Annotated in this window: 16 protein-coding genes; 7 read left to right on the top strand and 9 right to left on the bottom strand. The window is 71.2% G+C overall.

What is annotated here, in order from left to right; all coding sequences use genetic code 11:
• Positions 1-160 precede the first annotated feature (160 nt).
• A complete protein-coding gene (locus tag WMF39_RS30900; protein ID WP_437740072.1) occupies positions 161-1105 on the top strand; it encodes a hypothetical protein in 945 nt (314 codons plus the stop codon).
• 22 nt (positions 1106-1127) lie between these two features.
• On the opposite strand, the gene WMF39_RS30895 is transcribed toward WMF39_RS30900, so the two are convergent.
• The 8 genes from WMF39_RS30895 to WMF39_RS30860 all read right to left on the bottom strand — a co-directional run bounded on the left by WMF39_RS30895 (position 1128) and on the right by WMF39_RS30860 (position 10008).
• Positions 1128-1670 carry a DUF6691 family protein gene (locus WMF39_RS30895; protein ID WP_437740071.1) on the bottom strand — a complete coding sequence of 181 codons (543 nt, stop codon included), beginning with the start codon at positions 1668-1670 and terminating at the stop codon, positions 1128-1130.
• Positions 1667-2191: a YeeE/YedE thiosulfate transporter family protein gene (locus WMF39_RS30890; RefSeq protein ID WP_437740070.1), complete on the bottom strand. Its 525-nt coding sequence runs from the start codon at positions 2189-2191 to the stop codon at positions 1667-1669. Before WMF39_RS30890 ends, WMF39_RS30895 begins: the two co-directional genes overlap by 4 nt.
• Positions 2188-3597, bottom strand: a complete 1410-nt coding sequence (locus WMF39_RS30885) for an MBL fold metallo-hydrolase (protein ID WP_437740069.1) — start codon at positions 3595-3597, stop codon at positions 2188-2190. The genes WMF39_RS30890 and WMF39_RS30885 overlap by 4 nt, the downstream gene beginning before the upstream one ends.
• Positions 3598-3843: 246 nt before the next feature.
• Positions 3844-5910 carry a toxin-antitoxin system YwqK family antitoxin gene (locus WMF39_RS30880; RefSeq protein WP_437740068.1) on the bottom strand — a complete coding sequence of 689 codons (2067 nt, stop codon included), beginning with the start codon at positions 5908-5910 and terminating at the stop codon, positions 3844-3846.
• Positions 5911-6087: 177 nt separating this feature from the next.
• Positions 6088-8457 carry a hypothetical protein gene (locus tag WMF39_RS30875; RefSeq protein WP_437740067.1) on the bottom strand — a complete coding sequence of 790 codons (2370 nt, stop codon included), beginning with the start codon at positions 8455-8457 and terminating at the stop codon, positions 6088-6090.
• Between the two features lie 450 nt (positions 8458-8907).
• A complete protein-coding gene (locus tag WMF39_RS30870) occupies positions 8908-9084 on the bottom strand; it encodes a hypothetical protein (RefSeq protein ID WP_437740066.1) in 177 nt (58 codons plus the stop codon).
• Positions 9085-9124: 40 nt separating this feature from the next.
• Positions 9125-9391, bottom strand: a complete 267-nt coding sequence (locus tag WMF39_RS30865) for a hypothetical protein (protein ID WP_437740065.1) — start codon at positions 9389-9391, stop codon at positions 9125-9127.
• Positions 9388-10008, bottom strand: a complete 621-nt coding sequence (locus tag WMF39_RS30860; RefSeq protein WP_437740064.1) for a hypothetical protein — start codon at positions 10006-10008, stop codon at positions 9388-9390. The genes WMF39_RS30865 and WMF39_RS30860 overlap by 4 nt, the downstream gene beginning before the upstream one ends.
• A 50-nt stretch (positions 10009-10058) precedes the next feature.
• On the opposite strand from WMF39_RS30860, the gene WMF39_RS30855 reads away from it, so the two are divergent.
• From WMF39_RS30855 to WMF39_RS30845, 3 genes are all read left to right on the top strand, one after another.
• Positions 10059-11720 carry a Ppx/GppA phosphatase family protein gene (locus WMF39_RS30855; protein WP_437740063.1) on the top strand — a complete coding sequence of 554 codons (1662 nt, stop codon included), beginning with the start codon at positions 10059-10061 and terminating at the stop codon, positions 11718-11720.
• A 214-nt stretch (positions 11721-11934) separates the two neighbouring features.
• Positions 11935-13413, top strand: coding sequence for a hypothetical protein (locus WMF39_RS30850; RefSeq protein ID WP_437740062.1), 1479 nt, complete (start codon positions 11935-11937; stop codon positions 13411-13413).
• Positions 13414-13566: 153 nt separating this feature from the next.
• Positions 13567-13980 (top strand): hypothetical protein, encoded by a 414-nt coding sequence (locus WMF39_RS30845; protein WP_437708746.1) that lies wholly within the window; start codon positions 13567-13569, stop codon positions 13978-13980.
• 53 nt (positions 13981-14033) lie between these two features.
• Here the strand turns inward: WMF39_RS30845 and WMF39_RS30840 are convergent, their stop codons facing one another.
• Positions 14034-15752: an NAD-dependent malic enzyme gene (locus tag WMF39_RS30840; RefSeq protein ID WP_437748052.1), complete on the bottom strand. Its 1719-nt coding sequence runs from the start codon at positions 15750-15752 to the stop codon at positions 14034-14036.
• Positions 15753-15956: 204 nt separating this feature from the next.
• Between WMF39_RS30840 and WMF39_RS30835 the strand changes: the two genes are divergently transcribed.
• From WMF39_RS30835 to WMF39_RS30825, 3 genes are all read left to right on the top strand, one after another.
• Complete coding sequence (locus tag WMF39_RS30835; RefSeq protein WP_437740061.1) at positions 15957-17030, top strand: protoporphyrinogen/coproporphyrinogen oxidase; 1074 nt, start codon at positions 15957-15959, stop codon at positions 17028-17030.
• A 151-nt stretch (positions 17031-17181) separates the two neighbouring features.
• On the top strand, positions 17182-18411 hold the full coding sequence (locus WMF39_RS30830; protein WP_437740060.1) for a tetratricopeptide repeat protein: 1230 nt from the start codon (positions 17182-17184) through the stop codon (positions 18409-18411).
• A 308-nt stretch (positions 18412-18719) separates the two neighbouring features.
• Positions 18720-18896 carry a hypothetical protein gene (locus WMF39_RS30825; protein WP_437740059.1) on the top strand — a complete coding sequence of 59 codons (177 nt, stop codon included), beginning with the start codon at positions 18720-18722 and terminating at the stop codon, positions 18894-18896.
• Positions 18897-18903: the final 7 nt, after the last annotated feature.

Raw genomic sequence — 18903 nt, 5'->3', positions numbered from 1 at the left:
GACAGGCGGCGCTTCCACGGGAGCCTCGAGCGCCGGCGCGGGCGGCGGAGGCGACGCGACAGCTGGCAGCGGCGGCTCCGGGGCCGCCGAGCCGTCCGGGGGCGGGCAAGCGGGATCTCCCGAGGGGCGTGACTGCGGGACGGCGGGGGAGGTGATCGCGGTGGGCGCGAACCTCCTTGAAGAGGCGACCGGACCCGCGCCCGAGCTGGAGCGCTTGCGTGGCTGTACGCGCTTCCTCGGCACGCTCCATCTGCTGAGCCTGGACGGGCCGGAGGCGATCGACGCGCTCACGGATCTCAGGGAGATAGCGGGGTCCTTGCTGCTCTATTCGCCTCCTGAGGATCTCGGGCCTCTGTCCAACCTGACGCGGATCGAAGGTCGGTTGCTGGTCGTGGCGGCACCGGAGGCCTTGCGTGGCCTGGAGTCGATCCAGTACGTCTCCGGGCTGTGGCTCTACCAGAGCGGCTTTGCCGACTTCTCGTGGCTTCCTGCTCTCGCGGAGATCGGCGCCTCCATGATCGCTCGGCGCAACGCGCAGCTGACCGCTGAAGCATTGGAGTCCTTCGCGACGTCGCACGTGCGCAGCGGCGCGCTGGTGTCCCTCACGAACGCCGTTCCCAAGGAGCCGCCGGACCCCGATGCCGAGGCGGTCGTGTGTGGCCAGCCAGACGATCTGGTGATCGTGCCCTACACGAGCGTGGCTGGATGCACCCGCTTCCGGGGCTCGATCCACCTGAGCGATACGACGCCGGGCGCCTTGGAGCCCCTCTCTTCCCTCGTCCACATCGACGGCTCGCTGACCCTCTTCCGCAACCACACGGACGACTTCACCGCGCTGCGCAACCTGCGCCGCGTCGGCGCGAATTTTCAGATGCATCTGCTGGAAGGGCCGGGCCTCGATGGGTTCGACGCCCTCGCGGAGGTGGGTGAGCTCAGACTCCAGAGCTCGGGTGATCTCACGAGCTTCGACTGGCTCCCAGCGCTCACCAGCGTTCGTGAATCCGCCTTGGCGGTGAGGGGGCTCCCCCTGTCCATGGAGGCCTTGGAATCTTTTCTTTCGCGCCTGGACATCGGGGGCGAGACCGCGGTGATGACCCTCGACTGACGCGTCCTCGTTGCGTTCAAATTCACCGCGCCGCCCGCGCGCGGCTGACGAGCGCCGCCGCGCCCGCGAGCCCGGCGAGGCCAGCCACCCAGGGCCAAGGGGACGTCTTCGTCGCCGAAGGGAGGGTGACCTTGCCGAGGTCCGTCTCTTCGACCACCTCCTTGATGTGCGGGTACACGCGGATGAAGGCGAGCGCTCCAGCGACCATCCCGAGCAGCCCGAACATCGCGTCGTGCCGGCCTTCGCCGACGGCGGCGAGGGTCGTGCCGGGGCAATAACCGAGGATCGCCATCCCAGCGCCGAAGGCCACACCGCCCAGGATCACCGAACGTACCTGGAACGGCTTCACGTCGAGCTCGGTCGCGCCGGCCGCGCGCAGGCCGTGCGTCCCGATCGAGCCGGCGGCCGCCGCGGTCGACATGATCCGCGCAATGCTGCTGTCGCGCAGCAGAAGCTGCTGGATGATGAGCTCGGCATCCGAGGCCCCTCCTCGCTGGAGGAGGGCGCCGAACGCGGTCCCGGTCGCGAGGCCGAGCACGAGTCGTCCGAGCGGATCCCGCTTCATCGCGCGCCTCCTCGAAACAGGAGCTTCGCCGCCAAGACGGCGCTCACGCTCATCGCGACGTCGAACGCGAGGCTGGCCGCGGCGAGCTGCATCGTGCCGCTGATGCCGTGCCCGCTGGTGCATCCTTTGCCGAGCCGCGCGCCGAACATCATCAGGGCGCCACCGCAAAACGCGGCGGCGTAGCGCTTTCCGCGGCTCTCCCCGAACCGCGCCCGCCATGCGTCCGGCAGCGTGGATCCTCGCGTGCCCGAGGCGCGCGAGGCCAGGAACGCGCCAAGGACGATGCCCGGGGCGAGCAGCACCTCCCAGTCGATCTTCGGCGTCGTCTCCCGCTTGGCCACGAACTCGTTCACCCGGCTGGCCTGCGGCGCGAGCCGGCGCGCCAGCGCGCTCGCCCCCGTCTCGAACGCGGACGTCACGCCGAGAGGCCGCTTCGCGGTCCCCATCGCGAACGACTCCAGCGCTCCGATCGCGAGCCCGGCGATCTCCGGTGCCCAGCGCGTGCCTCCCGGCGAGCTCATCGTCGTGCTCCTTCGATATCCATGGTGGTGATCGTGCGCTCGGGGCCCTGCTTCTTCGGCAAACCGACTTTCTCCCACGCCGTCATCCCGCCGAGGACGTTGGCGACCTCGGTGAAGCCGCGGCGACGGAGGATGCTCGTCGCGAGCCCAGCGCGATGCCCGACGCTGCAGACGAGCGCGATGCGGCCATGACGCGGCAGCGCGGGCTGGACCTTCTCGAAGTGCTCGTCGAGATATCCCACGTACATGTGCCGCGCGCCTTCGATGTGCCCCTCCGCCTCGAACTCCTGATCATCGCGGACGTCGAGCACGGCGACGGCGTTGCCCGCGTCGTGGAGCTCGCGCGGGGTCATCGTGCCCGTCTTCTCGATGGGCATGCCCGCGTCCCGCCATGCGTCGAACCCTCCGGCGAGCACGCCGGACACGTGATCGACGCCGACGCGCGCGAGGTGCAGGACCGCCGCCTCCACGTCCGCGGCGCGCGAGACGACCAGGTACACCCGGGTCGTCTCGTCCGCGACCCACCCGCCGAACACCGGGAGCCCAGCGAACCAGAGGTTCAGCGAGCCGGGCAGGTGGCCCGACGCGAACGCCTCGGGATCGCGCGCGTCGAGCACCAGCCCCTGCCTGGATTCCGACGCGAACTTTTGGGGCGGCAGGGAGGGTACTTCGCCGGGCTTCGCGGAGAGCGGCTTGCCCCCTTCGAGGTTCAGCCTCTCCATCAAGCTGAAATAGGGTGGGCGCGGGATGCGCTCCACGACCTTGGCGCGGGCGAAGTCGTCGGCCGACCTGACGAAGACGGGATTGTAGGCGCGCTCGAGGCCGAGCGTGGAATCATCGCGCTCCGCGATGTTGCCCCCGCAGACCGAGCCGGAGCCGTGGGCGGGCCAGACGAGCGCCTGATCCCCGAGCGGGAGGAGCTTCTCGTGCACCGAGGCGAAGAGGAGGCGCGCGTTGTCGCTGGTCTTCTCGCGGTCGGGCAGGTCGGTCCGGCCCGTCTCCCCGATGAACAGCGTATCGCCGGTGAAGACGCCAAAGGCGCGCCCGGGCGCGTCCGGGAGGAACACGGCATAGCAAGTGCTCTCCGGCGTGTGTCCCGGCGTATGGAGCGCGCGGGTGCGCAGCCCGATCAGATCGAGCTCCTCGCCGTCCCGCATCCGGATGTCGCTCTGTCCGAAGAGCGGATGATCTCCGCTCACGATCTTCGCGCCCGTCGCCTTCGCGAGGGCGCCAGAGCCAATGACGAAGTCCTCGTGGCGGTGCGTCTCGAGGATGAACTTGATCACGAGGTCCCACTCTCGGGCCGCCGCGAGGACCTCGTCGATGTCCCTCCGCGGGTCCACCACGATCGCCTCGCCCTTGTTGCCGAGCAGGTAGGCGATGTGAGCGAGACCTGGAGTCTTCATCCGGTGTAGATGCATGCACGGGAGTGGATGCAAGCGAGGCGCCAGGCCGACCGCTGCGAGCGATCGGCGCGACGCGCGAGCTCAAGGGATCACCCGTCGCGCGCAGGACCGCCACGCCTCGACCTGTCCGCTGTGGCGAGATGGCGCGTCACGAGGCGCGAGCGACAGCGCCGGCGTCCTGCCCGCCTCGTCCGCGACGGCTGCTTCCCATCGCCGGAAGAAGCCAGAGCCGCCCTGACGCGGCGCTCACGCCGCGCGGATATCGCTCTGGAACGGGGAGACGTTCTCCCGGAACATGAGCCAGACGAAGAGGCATCGCAACTCGAAGTACTCGTCGGCCGCGATGCCCGCGAGCGTGGGGTCGAGCTCGCCGATGTCGTGCCCTTCCCAGAGGAAGCCCGGCACGCCGCGCGCCCGGCTGACGAGCCCGCCGCTCTGCAGCTGGTCGCGCGCGCGGAACCAGCGGGTGAGCGACATGTTGACCGCCGCCGTGAAGTCGGGCCGGTGCGCGATGCGCTCCGGCAACGCGACCTGGTCGAGGCCGGCTGACCAGCAAAGCCAGCAGAGGGCGGCCCACTCGGCTCGGGCCCTCCGCATCAGGAGAGAGACCGGCAGGGCTCCTGGGTCGAGCGCCTCGTCCACGGTGAGCTCGACTGTCTCGACGCCGTTCTCGGTCTCCTCGGTCAAGGTCGCCTCCGTCCGCGCGAGCTCCACCGGCCCGTCCGGCAAGAGGTGCGACAGGTCGGGCGGGAGCCACGGACAGGGCTCCGTGCCCGGCAGGCCGCGCTGCACGGCCTCGCGCAGGCGCAGCAAGCGGGTGGCGTAGAGCTGGACCTTCTGCCGAACCTGATCGAGCGGCTGATCGAGCTCGACCGTGGCCGATGCGTCGCCGGGCACCGGATCGATGGCCTGGCGCGCCGGCCAGAAAGCGAACTCCGGGTACAGCAGCCGCACGAAGGTCCTGAGGTGCTCGGCCACGGCGGGGGCCTCGGCCTCGACGCGGTCGGCGTCCTCGAGCACCCCGCGCGTGTCGCCGAGCTCCAGCCGCAGGAGCGCGCGCGTGATGCAGGTCGAGCGGCGCTCGGGCACGAGCAGCAGCGCCGCCTCGACGAGCGAGAGCGCAACGCGACGCGAGCCCCGGAAGACGGCGGCGAGCGTGCGGTAAGCTGCGCTCGGTTCGGCGCCGAGCAAGAGCTCGTCCAGGACGCCGAGCGCGGTCGTGTCGGACGCCTCGAGCAGCGCTCGCCCGCGTTGCTCCACGACCTCGGGTTTCGGCTGCAGCGTCGCGCCGCGCAGGAACTCGGCGAGCCTCTCTCGCTCGCCCCCGCGGGCCGCCGCGCGGGCCGCGGCGCAGCAGGCCTCGCGCGCGCGGCCGTCCTGCAAGAGCTCTCGCGCGAGGGCCCAGACGCGCTCGGCGTCCCATGCCGCGAGGTCTTCGGCGAGCGCGGGCGACGCGCCGAGGCTCGCCTCGTCGAGGGCCGCGCCGAGCTCGCGTCGAACCACCGGCCCCCCGTCCGCGTCGAGCCCCGTGAACGCTCCGACCGGGTGACCGTGCGTGTACTGTCCGCGCTCCTCGCGCACGCGCCGGTCGAGGTAAGGGCTCGTGTCCGGATCGGGAAACCAGCGGACGGACGGGCCGTGGAAGCGTCCCTGGGGATCGAGGTGCCGCTCCTCGGAAGGGCGGCCCAGCGCGTCGTACCGGAGCTCGCGATGACGCGCGCCAGCGCGAATCTCGATCTCCTGAGAGGGCTTGCCCTCGCGCGTGAAGTAACGGTCGATGAGCGAGGCCGAGGCTTCGTCCTCCTCGCGGACCAGCCATCGTTGCGAGCCGTGGTCGTAGTCGGCCTCTCCGGCGACGCCGGCGGGTCGGTCGGGCCAGCGGGAGCCGTCCGCAGAGATCGGGTGCCCGTCGCGGTCGTGAAAGACCTGGCGCAGGATGCTCCCTTGTCGATAGCGCGTTCGCAGCTCCCAGGCGCCGGGCGGCACACAGCACGGTCGTAGCCTGAGCTCCGTCGGGGCGTCGCTGCCGTACACCACCACCTCGCCGTCGAGCTCGCCGCCCCGGTAGCGCCCGCGCTGCGCGGGTTGACCGTTCGGGTGGAACAAGGTGAACGGCCCGTCCTTCACCCCGCCCGCGTAGCAGCACCGCGAGAGCAACGAGCCGTCGCTCGCGCGGTAGACGTGGCACTCGCCCGAGCGACGGCCGTCGGCGTCGGTCTCCACGAGCTCGAACGTGCCGTGCTCGGGGTTGTACCTGGCTGAAGGAGGAATCGACGGAGGCCGCTCCGCGCCGTGGTGTGCCGTGGAGTCCACGCATCGCAGTCTATCGGCTTTCGCGCCGAGAAGGCGGCCCTTCACGCTGATTGCAAAGATCCACGAAGCGCGGGTTCGGGGCGAGCGGCGCCTGCCCGAGCGCCGCTCCGGACCACCGAAGCTCGACCCTCTCGACGACCGCGGCCAGCGCAGCGGATCGCTGCTGTTGGCGCCGCGCTACTGGTTGGCGGTGTCGCCGGTGCAGATGACGAACTGCGTCGCGCCGTCCAGGGCTGCGCCGTCGCCGGTGAACCGGACCTGGCGGCGCTCTGTGGACGGGCACTTGGCGACGACTTCGTCTCGGCCGAAGCCGAGCCGCGGGTCGACATAACACCACCCGTGCACCTTCTCGCCGCCGACCTCGACCGGCGCAGGAGGCACCGTGTTCTGGCACGCCGCGAGCTCGTCCGGCGTTTTCAGCTGCTCGACCTCGCAGACGCAGTTCCAGCCGTTCGCCGCCGCCACCGGATCCTCGAGCACCATCCGCTTCGCGGCGAGGTTCTCGCGGAGCACCTCCCGCCGCGCCGTGAGCCCGTCGCAGCCGCACTTCCCCTCGGCTGTGCTCCGCGCCTCGAGGACGAGGCAGCTGACCTGTCCGCTCTCGTTCGGCTGGAGCGCGCGGGGCAGGCACTGCCCGCCGAGCTTCGTCTTCAGGCGATCGACGATCGCGCCGATCGCCGGCCGATAGCCGAAGTCGAGCCGGTCCTCTCCCGTGAACTCGAGCTGCGCCGGGCACACCGAGCCGACGATGCCCTGCTCCCCGAGGTCCCGGATGAGCTCGAGCTGCCGCAGGCCCGGATAGGCCTTCGCGCTGACCTGGAGGTTGCTGTCGGTGCCGTCGGGGTTGTCCTTGCACAGGGGGCTGTCTCGGTCTTCACTGCCCTTGCAGTCATCGCCCGTCACGGGATCGAGCAACCGGAACGTGCAAGCGTACTGGAGGTCGCCGAAACCCGGGTTGGGGTTCCATTCATGGCCGTTGATGTCGTTGGCGTCGTCCGGCGAGTCCGGGCCGGCGATGCGCGTCCCGGTGATCGGGTTCTCGCCGTCGCGAGGGAGCGGCGACTCGATCATGTGGGGATCGCCGGGGCTCCGGCGCGACTTCGGATCTCCGAGGATGATGTCCCAGGTGCTCGCGAAGCTCGCGTTGGGAGCGCTCAGCTCCTTCGCGCTCTTGAAGCCGCCGACGCGGTTGCCGTCCTGGTCCCTGCCTTCCCGGAGATCGGGCTGGCCCGCGTCGTCCTGGCGCGCGATGTCCTGCCACGGGACGCCCACGAGGCCCGCGAAGAACACGTACTCCGGCGGACGGACCGCGCTGTTCTCGTCGTCCGGGTCGAGATCCGAGAAGATCGGGTTGTCGACGAGATTGCCCTGGTGATCCTGGATCCGCGCCTGCGTGAGCGCGTCCGTGTAGCGGTCGATCGGGTAGAGCAGATCGATGCCGAACCGGCGCTTCTGGTCGAAGCAGCGCAGGTTGTGCGGGTCCTCGTTCGGGAAGAGCGTCTTGGGCTGTCCATCCGGTCCGCAGGTCTCCTCGTCCAGCGGGCACTCGCCCCTGTCCGACCCGCAGGACTTGCAGCACGGGTCGTCCAGGCCCTTCTCCGCGCACTCCCTTCGCGGCGCGAACATCCGAAAAACGTCGCCGTCGTCGTCCTTCTGCCTCGCGACCCAGAAGGCGTTCCCTCCCTCCTTGATGGAACAGTCGTTCTCGTCCGACAGCATGACGATCGCGAGGAGCGAGTCCGGCCGCAGGAACGCCTTGCGCTGATCCAGGAGCTTCCTGTCCACGCCGCGCCGCTCCGCTTTGCCGTTCACCACCTCGAGGGTCTCGTAGGGCGCGGGGTCCACGAGGAAGCGGTACCAGCTCTCCAGCTGCGACTCGAAGCCGCAGCCGTTGTCGGCCACCCCTCGGACCATGTTCGTCAGCGCCGGCACCAGGCCGCGTCCCGCGCCGTCGTCGAGGATCGACTCGCCCGCGGGGCTGAGCTTCTGCTCTGGATCCCAGGCGAGGAACCCCATGTTCTGGTAGGTCGGCGGGTCGTTGTCTGCGTCGTTGTGGTCGTCCCTGTCGCTCCGGGCAACGAGGTGTCCCCTGTCGTTGTTGAAGACGAGCGGTCCCTCGGGGCACGAGTCCGCGCCATGGCTGCCGAGGCTCGTGCTGATGATCCCGATGTGGATGTCGACGACGGGCTCGAACTCGCGCTCCTTGCCGCTCGGGCAGCGGCCGTCCTCCCCCGGCGGGGACGATTTCAGGGGGTCCAGCGGATCGATGCACCGGGGGTCGACCAGGCGCCTCACGAGGTCGGGAACGGCCAGCGCGAGGATGTCCTGCTTGTCCTTCATCGACGACGAGTTGTCGATGGTCAGCAGGAGATCGATCTTGTCGACGCGCCGCGGGAGCCGCTCGACGACGGTGCCAGTCGTGCGCGTGTCCTGATGGGCTATCGGGCGGCTCAGGCACCCCGGGAGGAGCGATGTGCCGCCGACGACGAGGGAGCACAAAAGCGACGCTGCCGCGCGGGCAGCGCGTGACGGAGGACGAGCGGGCATGGATCCTTCCTTGCGCGAGAGATGGAGTGGGCCCTTCGCGCGCCATGCGCGCGGAGCCGGCGCGCCCGTCTCGCGCGGAGTGGGTGACAGGCCGCCTGGCGATCGCGTATCAGACGCCGAGAGGGGGTGTTCTCTTGGCTACGTGGCGAGATGAGCGCGACCCCATCACGAAATCCACGAACCACGGAGAGACCGCGGTGCGGTGGCCGCGTCGCACAGTGGCGGCACATCCGCCGTAGCGGCTCGCGGCACGGGCGGCACAGCGGCCATCGCGGGCGGAGGCGCCGCCGTCACGGCACGGGCGGCACAGCCGCCATCGCGGGCGGAGGCGCCGCCGCCTCGTCGGAAGCGGAGGCGGCCTGCGCCGGCATGCGATAGTATTGAAAAGTTACGTGTAGAGAGAAATCGTGAAGGCCGGGCGCCAGGGCGTCCTCGGCCGGCGGCGGGAGCTCAGCTCTCGGCGGAGGCGGCCGTCTCGGCGCCAGCGACGAGCGGCGCGTACTGCGCGAGGGACTTGCTCCAGCGCTTGTGCTTGCGGCCGGGCTTCCGGGAGCTCTGGGTGCTCCGCTCCTGCTTCTGGGTGACCTTGAGGGTGAGGTGCTGGTGCTGGCGCGTAGGGCGATTCATGGCGGCGGATGCTGGTCGAACGCGCCCCGCTCTGCAAGCCTCAACGCGACGGAGCCCGCGCCTGCTCGCTCCGTCCGTCCCGCTCCGTCCCCAGCCGGCCGAAGCTGTGGATCCCGTAGATGAGCACCAGGAGCGCGAGCACCGTGAGCCCCATGCCCGCGTCCGACGGCCCGACGCCGACCAGCGCGAGCCCGGCGACGAGGAGCAACCCACCGCCGCCGAGCGCGCGTCGCGCGCGCTCCTCGGCGTCTCGCTCTCTCCGGTGCCCCCGGCGGCGCGCCGGCCCGTCCTCCTCGAGCGCGCTCACTGGAACTTCTGCGTCCGCGCGTAGGTGATGAAGTCCTGCACGTCGCGCGTCAGCTCGCGCTCGGCGGTGATCGTCGTGCGCTCGTGCGACTCGCCGACGAGGTCGTCATAGAGGTAGTTCTGCTGGTAGAGGAGCACGAGGCGAATGGCCCCGTCCGGCCCGCCGCGGACGACGCGCAGCTTCTCGTCCCGGCCGTTCGGCGGCGGGATCGCGGCGCCGAGCGCCTGGGCGTCCTCCTCGGTCACGTAGACGACGCCGTACGAGCGGCTCTGCACGCCGACATCGACGCGCACCTTCTGCCCGCTGGTCAGCTCGACCTCGCGCCCGCGCGCAGGCTGCGCGCCCTCGTGCGCCATCGCCCGGCGGATCACCTCGATCGCCCTGCGCTCGTCGAGGGCGCGCATCGGGTTCGGCGCGCGCGCCTCGCCGCCGCTGCACGCCGCCAGCGCGAGCGCCGCGGTCGCGATCCCCAGCGCGAGGCGCGCCGCCCCTCGCGCGCCGCCGAGGAGACGGCGCGCGTCCCGAGCCTGCCCGGGCGCGAGCGTGCGCGCTGAAGGCCGATGCTGAAGGGGGCCGAGATGGGGAGCCCCCGAGCCTTGATGAAGCTTCCTCGACATGAGCGGCATGAGAGTAGCCAACCGCCCGGAGCTTCGCTACTTCTCCCGACATGGCGCGGCTCGCTGCGATCGACATCGGATCCAACGCCATCCGGCTTCGCATCGTCGACGTCGATCCTCCGGCGCTCGGGGCGTTCGGGGCCGGCTGGGATCCGGCGCTCGCCGGGGCCGCGACCGGCGCGCCCGACGCGCCGCGCTTCCACCCGTTCCGCGATGTCCATGCGGATCGCGCGTCGGTGCGTCTCGGGCACGACGTGTTCACGAAGGGCCGGCTCGAGTCGGGGGTCATCGGCGCCGCCTGCGAGGCGCTCCGGCGCTTCCGCGCGGCGATGGATGCGGCCAAGGTCGACCGCTACCGCGCGGTGGCGACGAGCGCCGCGCGCGAGGCCCAGAACGGCGACCTCTTCGTCGAGCGCGCCGCGCGCGAGGCCGGCGTCCACATCGAGGTCATCGAGGGGGTCGAGGAGGCGCGCCTCGTCCAGCTCGCCGTCCGCGAGCGCGTCGCGCTCGGCGAGCGGACCGCGCTCCTCGTCGACATCGGCGGCGGCTCCACCGAGCTCACGCTGCTCCGCGGCCGCGGGGCCGTCTTCTCGCGCTCGCTCCCCGTGGGGACGGTGCGGATGGTCGAGGCCTTCCTCGAGGATCGCCGCCCGGTCGACGCGGGGCACCGGCGGCTCGTCGAGGAGTACGTCGATCGCGTCATGGTCGAGGCCACGCGCGAGATCGTGGAGCTGCTCGGCGAGGGGTCGGGCTCGGGGATCGATCTGCTCGTCGGCACGGGCGGCAACATCGAGACGCTCGCGGAGCTCTGCCCCGCGCCGGCCGGGTCCGCGGAGGGGCGGGCGATCGACGTGGCCGCGATGTCCCGCCTGCTCGACGAGATGGCGTCGAAGACGCCCGAGGAGCGCGCGCAGATCTACGGCCTGCGCCCGGACCGCGCCGACACCATCGTCCCCGCGGCGACGATCCTGGGCCGCATCGCCCGGGCGTTCGTGCAGCGGGTCATCGTCGCTCCCGGGGTCGGGCTCAAGGAGGGCGTGCTCGTCGATCTCGCCCACGCCCACTTCCTCGGCCCCGACTTCCGCGGAGAGGCCGCCGCGGTCAGCGACGCCTGCGTCCGGCTCGGCCGCCGCTACCACTTCGACGAGAAGCACGGCGCGCTCGTGGCCCGCTTCGCCGAGCGGCTGTTCGACGACCTCGCGCCGCGCCATCGCCTCGGCCAGCGCGACCGGATCCTCCTGCGCGCGGCGGCCCTGCTCCACGACATCGGCGACTTCGTCCGCTACGAGGGGCACCACAAGCACAGCTATTACGTCATCGCCCACAGCGACCTCATGGGCCTGACCCCGGAGGAGCGCGCGATCGTCGCGAACATCGCGCGCTACCACAGGAAGTCGCCGCCCAGCATGGACCACGACAACTTCCGCGCGCTCTCGCGCGACGCGCGCGCCAAGGTGAAGTCCATGGCGTCGATCCTCCGCATCGCCGACGCGCTCGATCGCGAGCACCGGGCCAAGGTCGCGGAGGTGAGCGGCCGCATCGAGGGCGACACGCTGGTGATCGAGGTGCAGGGCGCGGAGGACCGGGCGCTCGAGGAGTGGACGGTCGTCGCGAAGGCGGGGATGCTGCGCGACGCGCTCGGCCTGGAGGTGCGGATGGTCGACGCCACGCCGAGATCGCGCCCGCCTCCGGCCGCGAGCGCGGGCGGATGACGCGAGGCACCGCCGCGCTCGCGGCGGCTGACGCGAGGCTCCGCTGCGAGCGCTGGCGGGGTCGACGCCCGAAAAAGGCGCCGTGGCCTTTGCGTGGAGCCCTGCGGGCCACCATGAAGCTCGGCACGGGGGAGGTTGTGCCCCCGTGGACGAGCGCGGCGATGCCGTACCGACGGGCGCGGCTGCGCCGCCGTGGAACAGGGGCGAGCGACCGTTGACGCTGAAATCTCCGAAGCTGATGGAGGCCCGCCGCGCCGCCGGCGTCCTGAGGTCCGCCCTGCGCGGGCACACGGGCGATCTGACGCTCGCCGACGCGTCGGCGAAGAGCGGCCTGCCGCTGCGCGACGCGGAGAGCGGCCTGCACCTGCTCGTCAGCGAGCACCGCGGCCACCTCAAGGCGACGTCCGAAGGTGAGCTGCTCTTCCGCTTCCCGCACGGCTTCACCAAGCCGTGGGAGACCCGCACGCGCCTCACGCGCGCGCTCCAGGCCGTCCTCCGGGCCGCCGCCGGCGTGGCTCGCTTCGTCGTGCGGGCGTGGATCGCGATCGTGCTGATCGCGTACGTCGTGATCTTCGTCGGGATCCTGATCGCCCAGCTGTTCGCCCGCTCGAGCAGCGACTCGCGCAATCACGACGGCGTCCCCGGATCGTTCGCCGGCTACTTCCTCTTTCGGCTGGTCCTCGACGCGATCTTCTGGACGTTCCACCCGTTCTCGCCGTTCGTGTGGACGGCCGAGCCGGCGTGGTCCTCGTCGCATGGCCACCGCGGGGCGCTCGGGCAGCGACGCGACGAGACGCCCTTCTACGAGAAGGTGAACCGGTTCTTCTTCGGCCCGACGCCGGCGCCGCGCGATCCGCTCGAGGCCGAGAAGCTCATCCTGGCCGAGATCCGCGCGCAGCGGGGCCGGATCGGGCTCGCCGACGTGATGCGCGTGACGGGGCTCTCGCGCGACGAGGCGGATCCGCTGATGGCGCGGTTGATGCTCGACTACGACGGCACGGTCGACGTGTCGGAGGAGGGGGGCATCGTCTACCGGTTCGAGGCGATCCGGCGGACGGCGGCGGAGGCGCCGGCGCGGGCGCCCGCGCCGGTCTGGGCGGAGCGCGAGGAGCTGCCTCCGCTGACCGGGAACGGGCCGGGGATGAACGCGCTCATCGTGGCGCTCAACGGGTTCAACCTGCTGATGAGCCTCTACGCGCTCGGGGCCCACCTTACGCTGGACAACCTCGGGCTCCTGGCGCGGGGCGTCCCGATGGCGGAGCTGCCCGCCACGGGGACGGCGGTCGCGCTCGGGGTGGTGCCGCTCGTCTTCTCGCTCGCGCTCTTCGCGCTGCCGCTCGGCCGGGCGCTCCTGCGCCCGCTGAAGCAGCGGAGGCTCGCCCGGCGGAACGGCCGGCGGGCCGTGCTACGGGCGATCCTTGCCCGCGTCGGCGCGAGGCAGGGCCGGGAGCCGATCACGGAGGCGGTGCTCCAGCGGGCGTGGCAGGAGGCGGCGGGGGAGCCGCCGCGCTCCGAGGAGATCACCCGCGAGGTGGTCGCCCTCGGGGGCGACGTCGACCTCGAGGCAGGCGAGGGGATCCGGTACCGCTTTCCCGATCTGGAGACCGAGGCGAAGGCCCTCGAGGCCGAGCGGGAGGCGGCCTCCGAGGAAGAGGCGCGCGCCGGGAAGGTGATCTTCTCGTCCGACGCGTGAACGCCGTCGCAGACGGTTTTTTCTGTGGTGCTTGATGAGGGCGCTGACAAAAACCGTCGATGACGTGTGCGCGCGTACGGAGCCGCACCGCATGGAACCGCCGTTCATTGACGCGCTCTGGTCTGGACGTCTACGTTAGGGTGAATTTCGCTCATGTACTCCGTTGACAACAGGGCCGGTCGTCTCATCGAGGTGAGGCTCGCATCACCGCTCCCGGCTGGCGAGGTCGACGCGTGCATCGCCCGGATCCAGGGCGTCGTGACCCAGAACCGGCACGGCGCTGTCGTCTGCATCGAGCTGCTCCAGGTCGACGTGCTCGCGCCCGAGAGCGCGGAGAAGTTCCTGGAGATGATGCGGGTCCAGAACGCCACGGTGCACCGGACGGCCTACCTGCTGCCGGTGTCGAACGCGATCCTGGGGCTCCAGGTCGAGCGCCTCATCCGGGACGCGCACAACTCGAGCCGAAAGGCGTTTCGCGACACCACCTCGCTCGAGGCCTGGCTCGTCCCGGTGATGACGATGGTGGAGGCGCAGCAGCTCCGGAAGTTCCTGTCCCAGCTCGGCTGAGGTGGAGCGCGCCGCCCGCGGCGCGCGCCGCGGGCGCCCCACCGCGCCAGGCGCTAGCCGCGGACGAACGGCAGGTACTTCGGCTGCCAGAACCGCGCCTTCACATAGGCCTCGACATTCCCGGGGTCGACCTTCGTGCTCCTCGCGACGCCGTCCTCGAACGCCGCGCGGATGACCGCAATGGCGACGCGCGTGGAGACCTCCTGGAGCTCCTCCACGGGCGGGTAGATGAGCCCGTTGTCGAGGTGCTTCTCCGCCGTGTAGTCGACGAGCGCATACGCCGCCGCGAGCACCATGCCGTCCGTGATCTCGCGCGCGTCGGACAGGATGGATCCGAACCCGAGCCCCGGGAAGATGAAGGCGTTGTTCCCCTGGCCGATGGGGATGGTCTTGCCGTCGCGCTCCACGGGCGGGAACGGGCTGCCGGTCGCGACGAGCGCGCGGCCCTCGGTCAGGGCGAGGATCTCCTCGGGGAGCGCCTCGCAGGCGCTCGTCGGGTTGGAGAGGGCGAAGATGACCGGCCGCGGGGTGTTGGCGGCCATGGCCTTGATCACGGGCTCGCTGAACGAGCGCGGCTGCCCGGACAGCCCGAGGAGCACGGTCGCGCGCGTGTTCTCGAGGGTCTCGAGCAGCGTCGGCACGGCCCCGGCCTTCTTCCACGCGGCGATCTTCCCCGGATCCTGCGCGAACTTGCGCTTGTACTCCTCCATCGGGCGGTCCTTCGCGAGCAGGCCCTTGGAGTCGAGGACGAAGATGCGGGCGAGCGCCTCGTCCTCGGTGAGCCCCTCGCGGAGCATCCCCTGGCAGATGGCCCAGGCGACGCCGACGCCGCCCGCGCCCGCGCCGTGGATGACCACCGATTGGTCCCTGAGCCGCTCGCCGCGCAGCCTGCACGCGGCGACCACGCCCGCGAGGGTGACTGCCCCTGTCCCCTGGATATCGTCGTTGAAGGAGGGGATCACCTTCCGGTACCGATCCAGCACGGAGAAGGCGGCCTCCTTGGAGAGGTCCTCCCACTGGATGACGGCGCGGGGGCAGCTGCTCTTCACGGCGTCGACGAACCTGTCGAAGAAGTCGAAGTAGGCGTCGCCGCGCAGGCGGCGCTGGCGAACACCGAGGTAGAACGGGTCCTCGATGAGATCGGCCCGGTCGGTCCCCACGTCGAGGACCACGGGCATCGTGTGGAACGGGCTCACGCCGCCGCCCGCCGTGTAGAGCGCGAGCTTGCCGATCGGGATGGCGAGCCCGCCGTAACCCTGGTCGCCGATGCCGAGGATCGCGGAGGAGTCGGTCGCCACGATCATGCGCACGTCCTCCCACGGGAAGCTCGCGAGCACGCGCTGGGCGCGATCGATGTTCACGGGAGAGAACGAGACGCCGCGCGCGCTCTGATAGAGGAAGTTGAACTGCTGCACGGCCTCGCCCACGGTCGGTGTGTAGACGATGGGCAGCATCTCGCCGAGGTGGCGATTGAGCAGCGCATAGTAGAGGATCTCGTTGCGCTCCTGGAGCGCCCGAAGATACTGATACTTGGCGATCGGCGTCGGCTCGCGGCGAAACCCGCCATAGACGCGGGCGAGCTGCTGTTCCATGGTGTTGACCTGCGGCGGGAGCAGCCCGTCGAGCCCGAGGTTCACGCGCTCTTCCGGCGTGAAGGCCGTCCCCTTGTTGGTCATGACGAGCCTGAGGAGGGCGATCCCGTCGAAGTACACCTCCATGTACTCGCGGCCATAGGCGTCTTTCTTGACGTCGAAATACTTTGATATCCTCACCATGGAGGCATTCTAAACCGATGCGCGCGCGCCGGCGAGCGTTCCTTGAGCGCTTGAGCGGGCGAGCGGGCGAACTCGGGTTGTTCCCGGTCGGTGAATGGAGTGTTTCTCACAGTGGTATCGCCGGCGGGCGAACCCGGGCGGATCCTGCTCGCCGGATGCAGTGCTTCTCACATTGTTATCGCCTCGTGGTATAGAGGCGCGATGCGACGCGTTGCCGTCATTGGAGGCGGTCTGGCCGGGTGCATCGTTGCGTTCCGGCGAGCGATGGCGGGCGACCAGGTGACGCTCGTCGAGGCGGCTCCGCGGGTCGGCGGGCAGCTCTGGACGGTGCGGGCCTCGGGCTTCGTCGTCGAGCTCGGCGCCGAGGGGTTCATCGCGCGGAGCGAGGCCGTCCCTGGGCTGGCGAGCGCGCTCGGCATCGCCGGCGATCTCGTCGGTCAGGAGACGCACCGGTCGTTCGGCTTCGACGGCGTCGCGCTGCGGGAGCTCGCGCCGGGCGAGGCGGCGGAGTTCCTCGGCTTCCAGGTGCCGCGCGACGAGCTCGGCAAGGGGATCCGGACCTTCCGCCTCGGGATGGCGCAGCTGACCGAGACGCTCGCGCTCGCGCTCGCGATCGCGGGGCGCGTCGAGGTGCGCACTTCCGCAGCGGTCGCCTCGCTCGCGAAGGTGGCCGGCGGCTTCCGCCTCGCGCTCGCCGGAGGGGCCGAGATCGACGCCGACGCGGTCGTCCTCGCCACCCACGCCGCCGGCGCGGCCGCGCTGCTCGGCGAGGCGGGGCGGGCGCTCCGCGACGCCGAGACGCTCTCCAGCGTGACCGTCTCGCTGGCGTACCCGCGCGCCGCGATCGAGCACCCGCTCGACGGCACCGGCTTCGTCGTCGCCGCGGGGCACCAGGCGCACGGCTTCCGCGCGTGCACGTTCACGACCTCGAAGTTCGCCGAGCGCGCCCCCGCCGGCCACGTCACGCTTCGCCTCTTCTTCCGCCCGGATCCGGCGGACCTCGAGCAGATGGGCGACGACGCCTGGACGGCGCGCGCCGAGGCCTCGCTCGCGCGCGTGCTGCGCGTGCACGGGCCCTCCGAGCGCGCGTGGGTCTCGCGCTGGTCGAGCGCGCTCCCGGTCTCCACTCCTGCGCACGCGGCGCGGGTCCGAGAGGCCGAGCAGGCGCTCGCCGGCAGCGGCGTGCTCCTTGCCGGATCGGCGTTCCACGGCTCCGGGATCGACGCCGCCGTGCGCTCCGCCGAGGCGGCCGCGGAGCGCGTCGGCGCCCTGTAGCGCGCTGTCGCGCTCCGGTGCGACCACGCACGAGAGGCGACCCGTCCTCCCGAAAGCTCGCAGGCTGCGCTGATGCGGCGCGCGAGGAGCGCGGCCTGCCAGCGTCGATCTGCGGTGACAGGCTCGACCCGGACGGGCGAGGATGCGCACCATGACCACCGACATCACCGGCTGTCACGGCACGCGCGAAATCGAGAGGCGCTTCGCGCTCGGCTTCATCGCGGCGTGCGTGGCCGCGGGCTGCCGTGACCAGCCGCCGCGGCCGACCGCCGAGAGCGCGCCGCCCGTCGCGGCGAGCTCACCTGCCGCCGTCGCGTCGGCGAGCAGCGCAGCGCCGCCCGCGTCGCCGGCGTCACCGGCCCTGCCCGCGCCGAGCGCGCGCCCGCTCACCGAGAAGGAGAAGCAGGCCCTCGCCAGGTACAAGGCCGCGCTGGCGAGAGGCCGGCTCGCGACCAAGAAGCAGGACTTCAACGCGGCCATCCAGGCGTTCACCGAGGCGATCGCCGCGGACCCGAGCGACGCGCGGGCGCTCGCGGAGCGAGGCTTCGCGCACCTGACCGCGGGCGACAGCGGCGCGGCGGACAGCGATTTCGACGCGGCGCTCGCGGGGGCGGGCGATCCCGAGCTGCGCTCCCAGATCTGGTTCAACCTCGGGCTCCTGCGCGACAGGGCGGGCGACGCCGAGGCGGCCCGGGTCGCTTATGCCAACGCGCACCTGCTCAAGCCCTCGGCGGCCACGCGCGGCAAGCTCGCCGGCAGATCGACCTGCACCGTGGAGGTCCGCAAGGCCGACCTCGAGGGCGCCGATCTCGTGAAGGGGTGGACCGAGCTCCTCGCGCGGATCGGCGCCGCCGAGGGGGCGCCCGGCGAGGCGACGAGCGAGGCCGCGGCGCGAGAGCGCCTGTGCAGGCCCGACTCGAGGTGGGCGGACAGCCCGTGCGCCGGCGATGCGCCGTGGGTCTTCCCTCGCGACTACATGATGTACGTGCACCACAGCAACCATGTGGTCTTCCCCCGCAAGCCGGACGGGTTCCTGGTCGTGAACGGCGGTCATTCGGGGGGCTGGCCCGCGCACTGCCATGGGATACGCAGCGTGAGCGGCTCGGTCGAGGGGGGGCTGCTCGTGGTCGAGAGCACCTTCGACGGCGCTGGCGCGGTCTACGACGGAGAGGTTAACGACGAGATGCGCTGCCGGGACGGCGCGAGCTACCGCGAGCGGACGTTCTATGACGCGCGCTCCGGCCGGGCGATGGTGGCGCTGCGCTGGCCGGCTGGGAGCGAGGCCGACGTGAAAGTGCAGGGCGGTCAGCTGGTCGTCTCTGGTGGCGGCTGCGACGAGCGAGTCCGGCTCAACGCCAGCGCCAGCGCCAGCACGAAATAGGCCACGAGGTGCGCTGCGCGCGGTCGCCTGCTGCTGTCACTCCTGGCTCAGGGTGCCTGAGCGCCGTCGTGGGTCGTGCGTGACGCCCTCGGCATATGCAGGCCCAGGGCGGGTGCCTGGAAAAAGAAAATGGCGCGGCTCGTCGATTGCATCGAGGACTGCACCGACCGCGCTCGGACCGGCGAGCGCCGAGGGAGCGTGCCAATGCTGAAGGCGTTGAAGGCGGCGAAAAAAGAATCGACTCGAGGAACTTTTCTGTTGCGCAGCCCGTCCAAGGGGAGTACTTAATCGGAACACGAGGATTCGCCATGTTCAGCCGCCGCCACAACCTGCAGATCGTCACCATCCTGTCCAAGTCGGGAACGCCCGATGCGACCATGGCATGGGATCGCCTGCTGGGCGATGAACATTGGGCGCATAATCCAGGTTACCCTTGCGGCCTCCGTCCGTCGCGGAAGCTCGGTAACCCGGAGAATAGCGCCTAGAGGCAGC

It is taken from the genome of Sorangium sp. So ce1504 (assembly GCF_051521635.1).
GTDB classification, from domain to species: domain Bacteria; phylum Myxococcota_A; class Polyangia; order Polyangiales; family Polyangiaceae; genus Sorangium; species Sorangium cellulosum_B.
The sequence above is the reverse complement of the archived record's forward strand: the minus strand, read 5'-3'. Positions and strand labels throughout refer to the sequence as shown.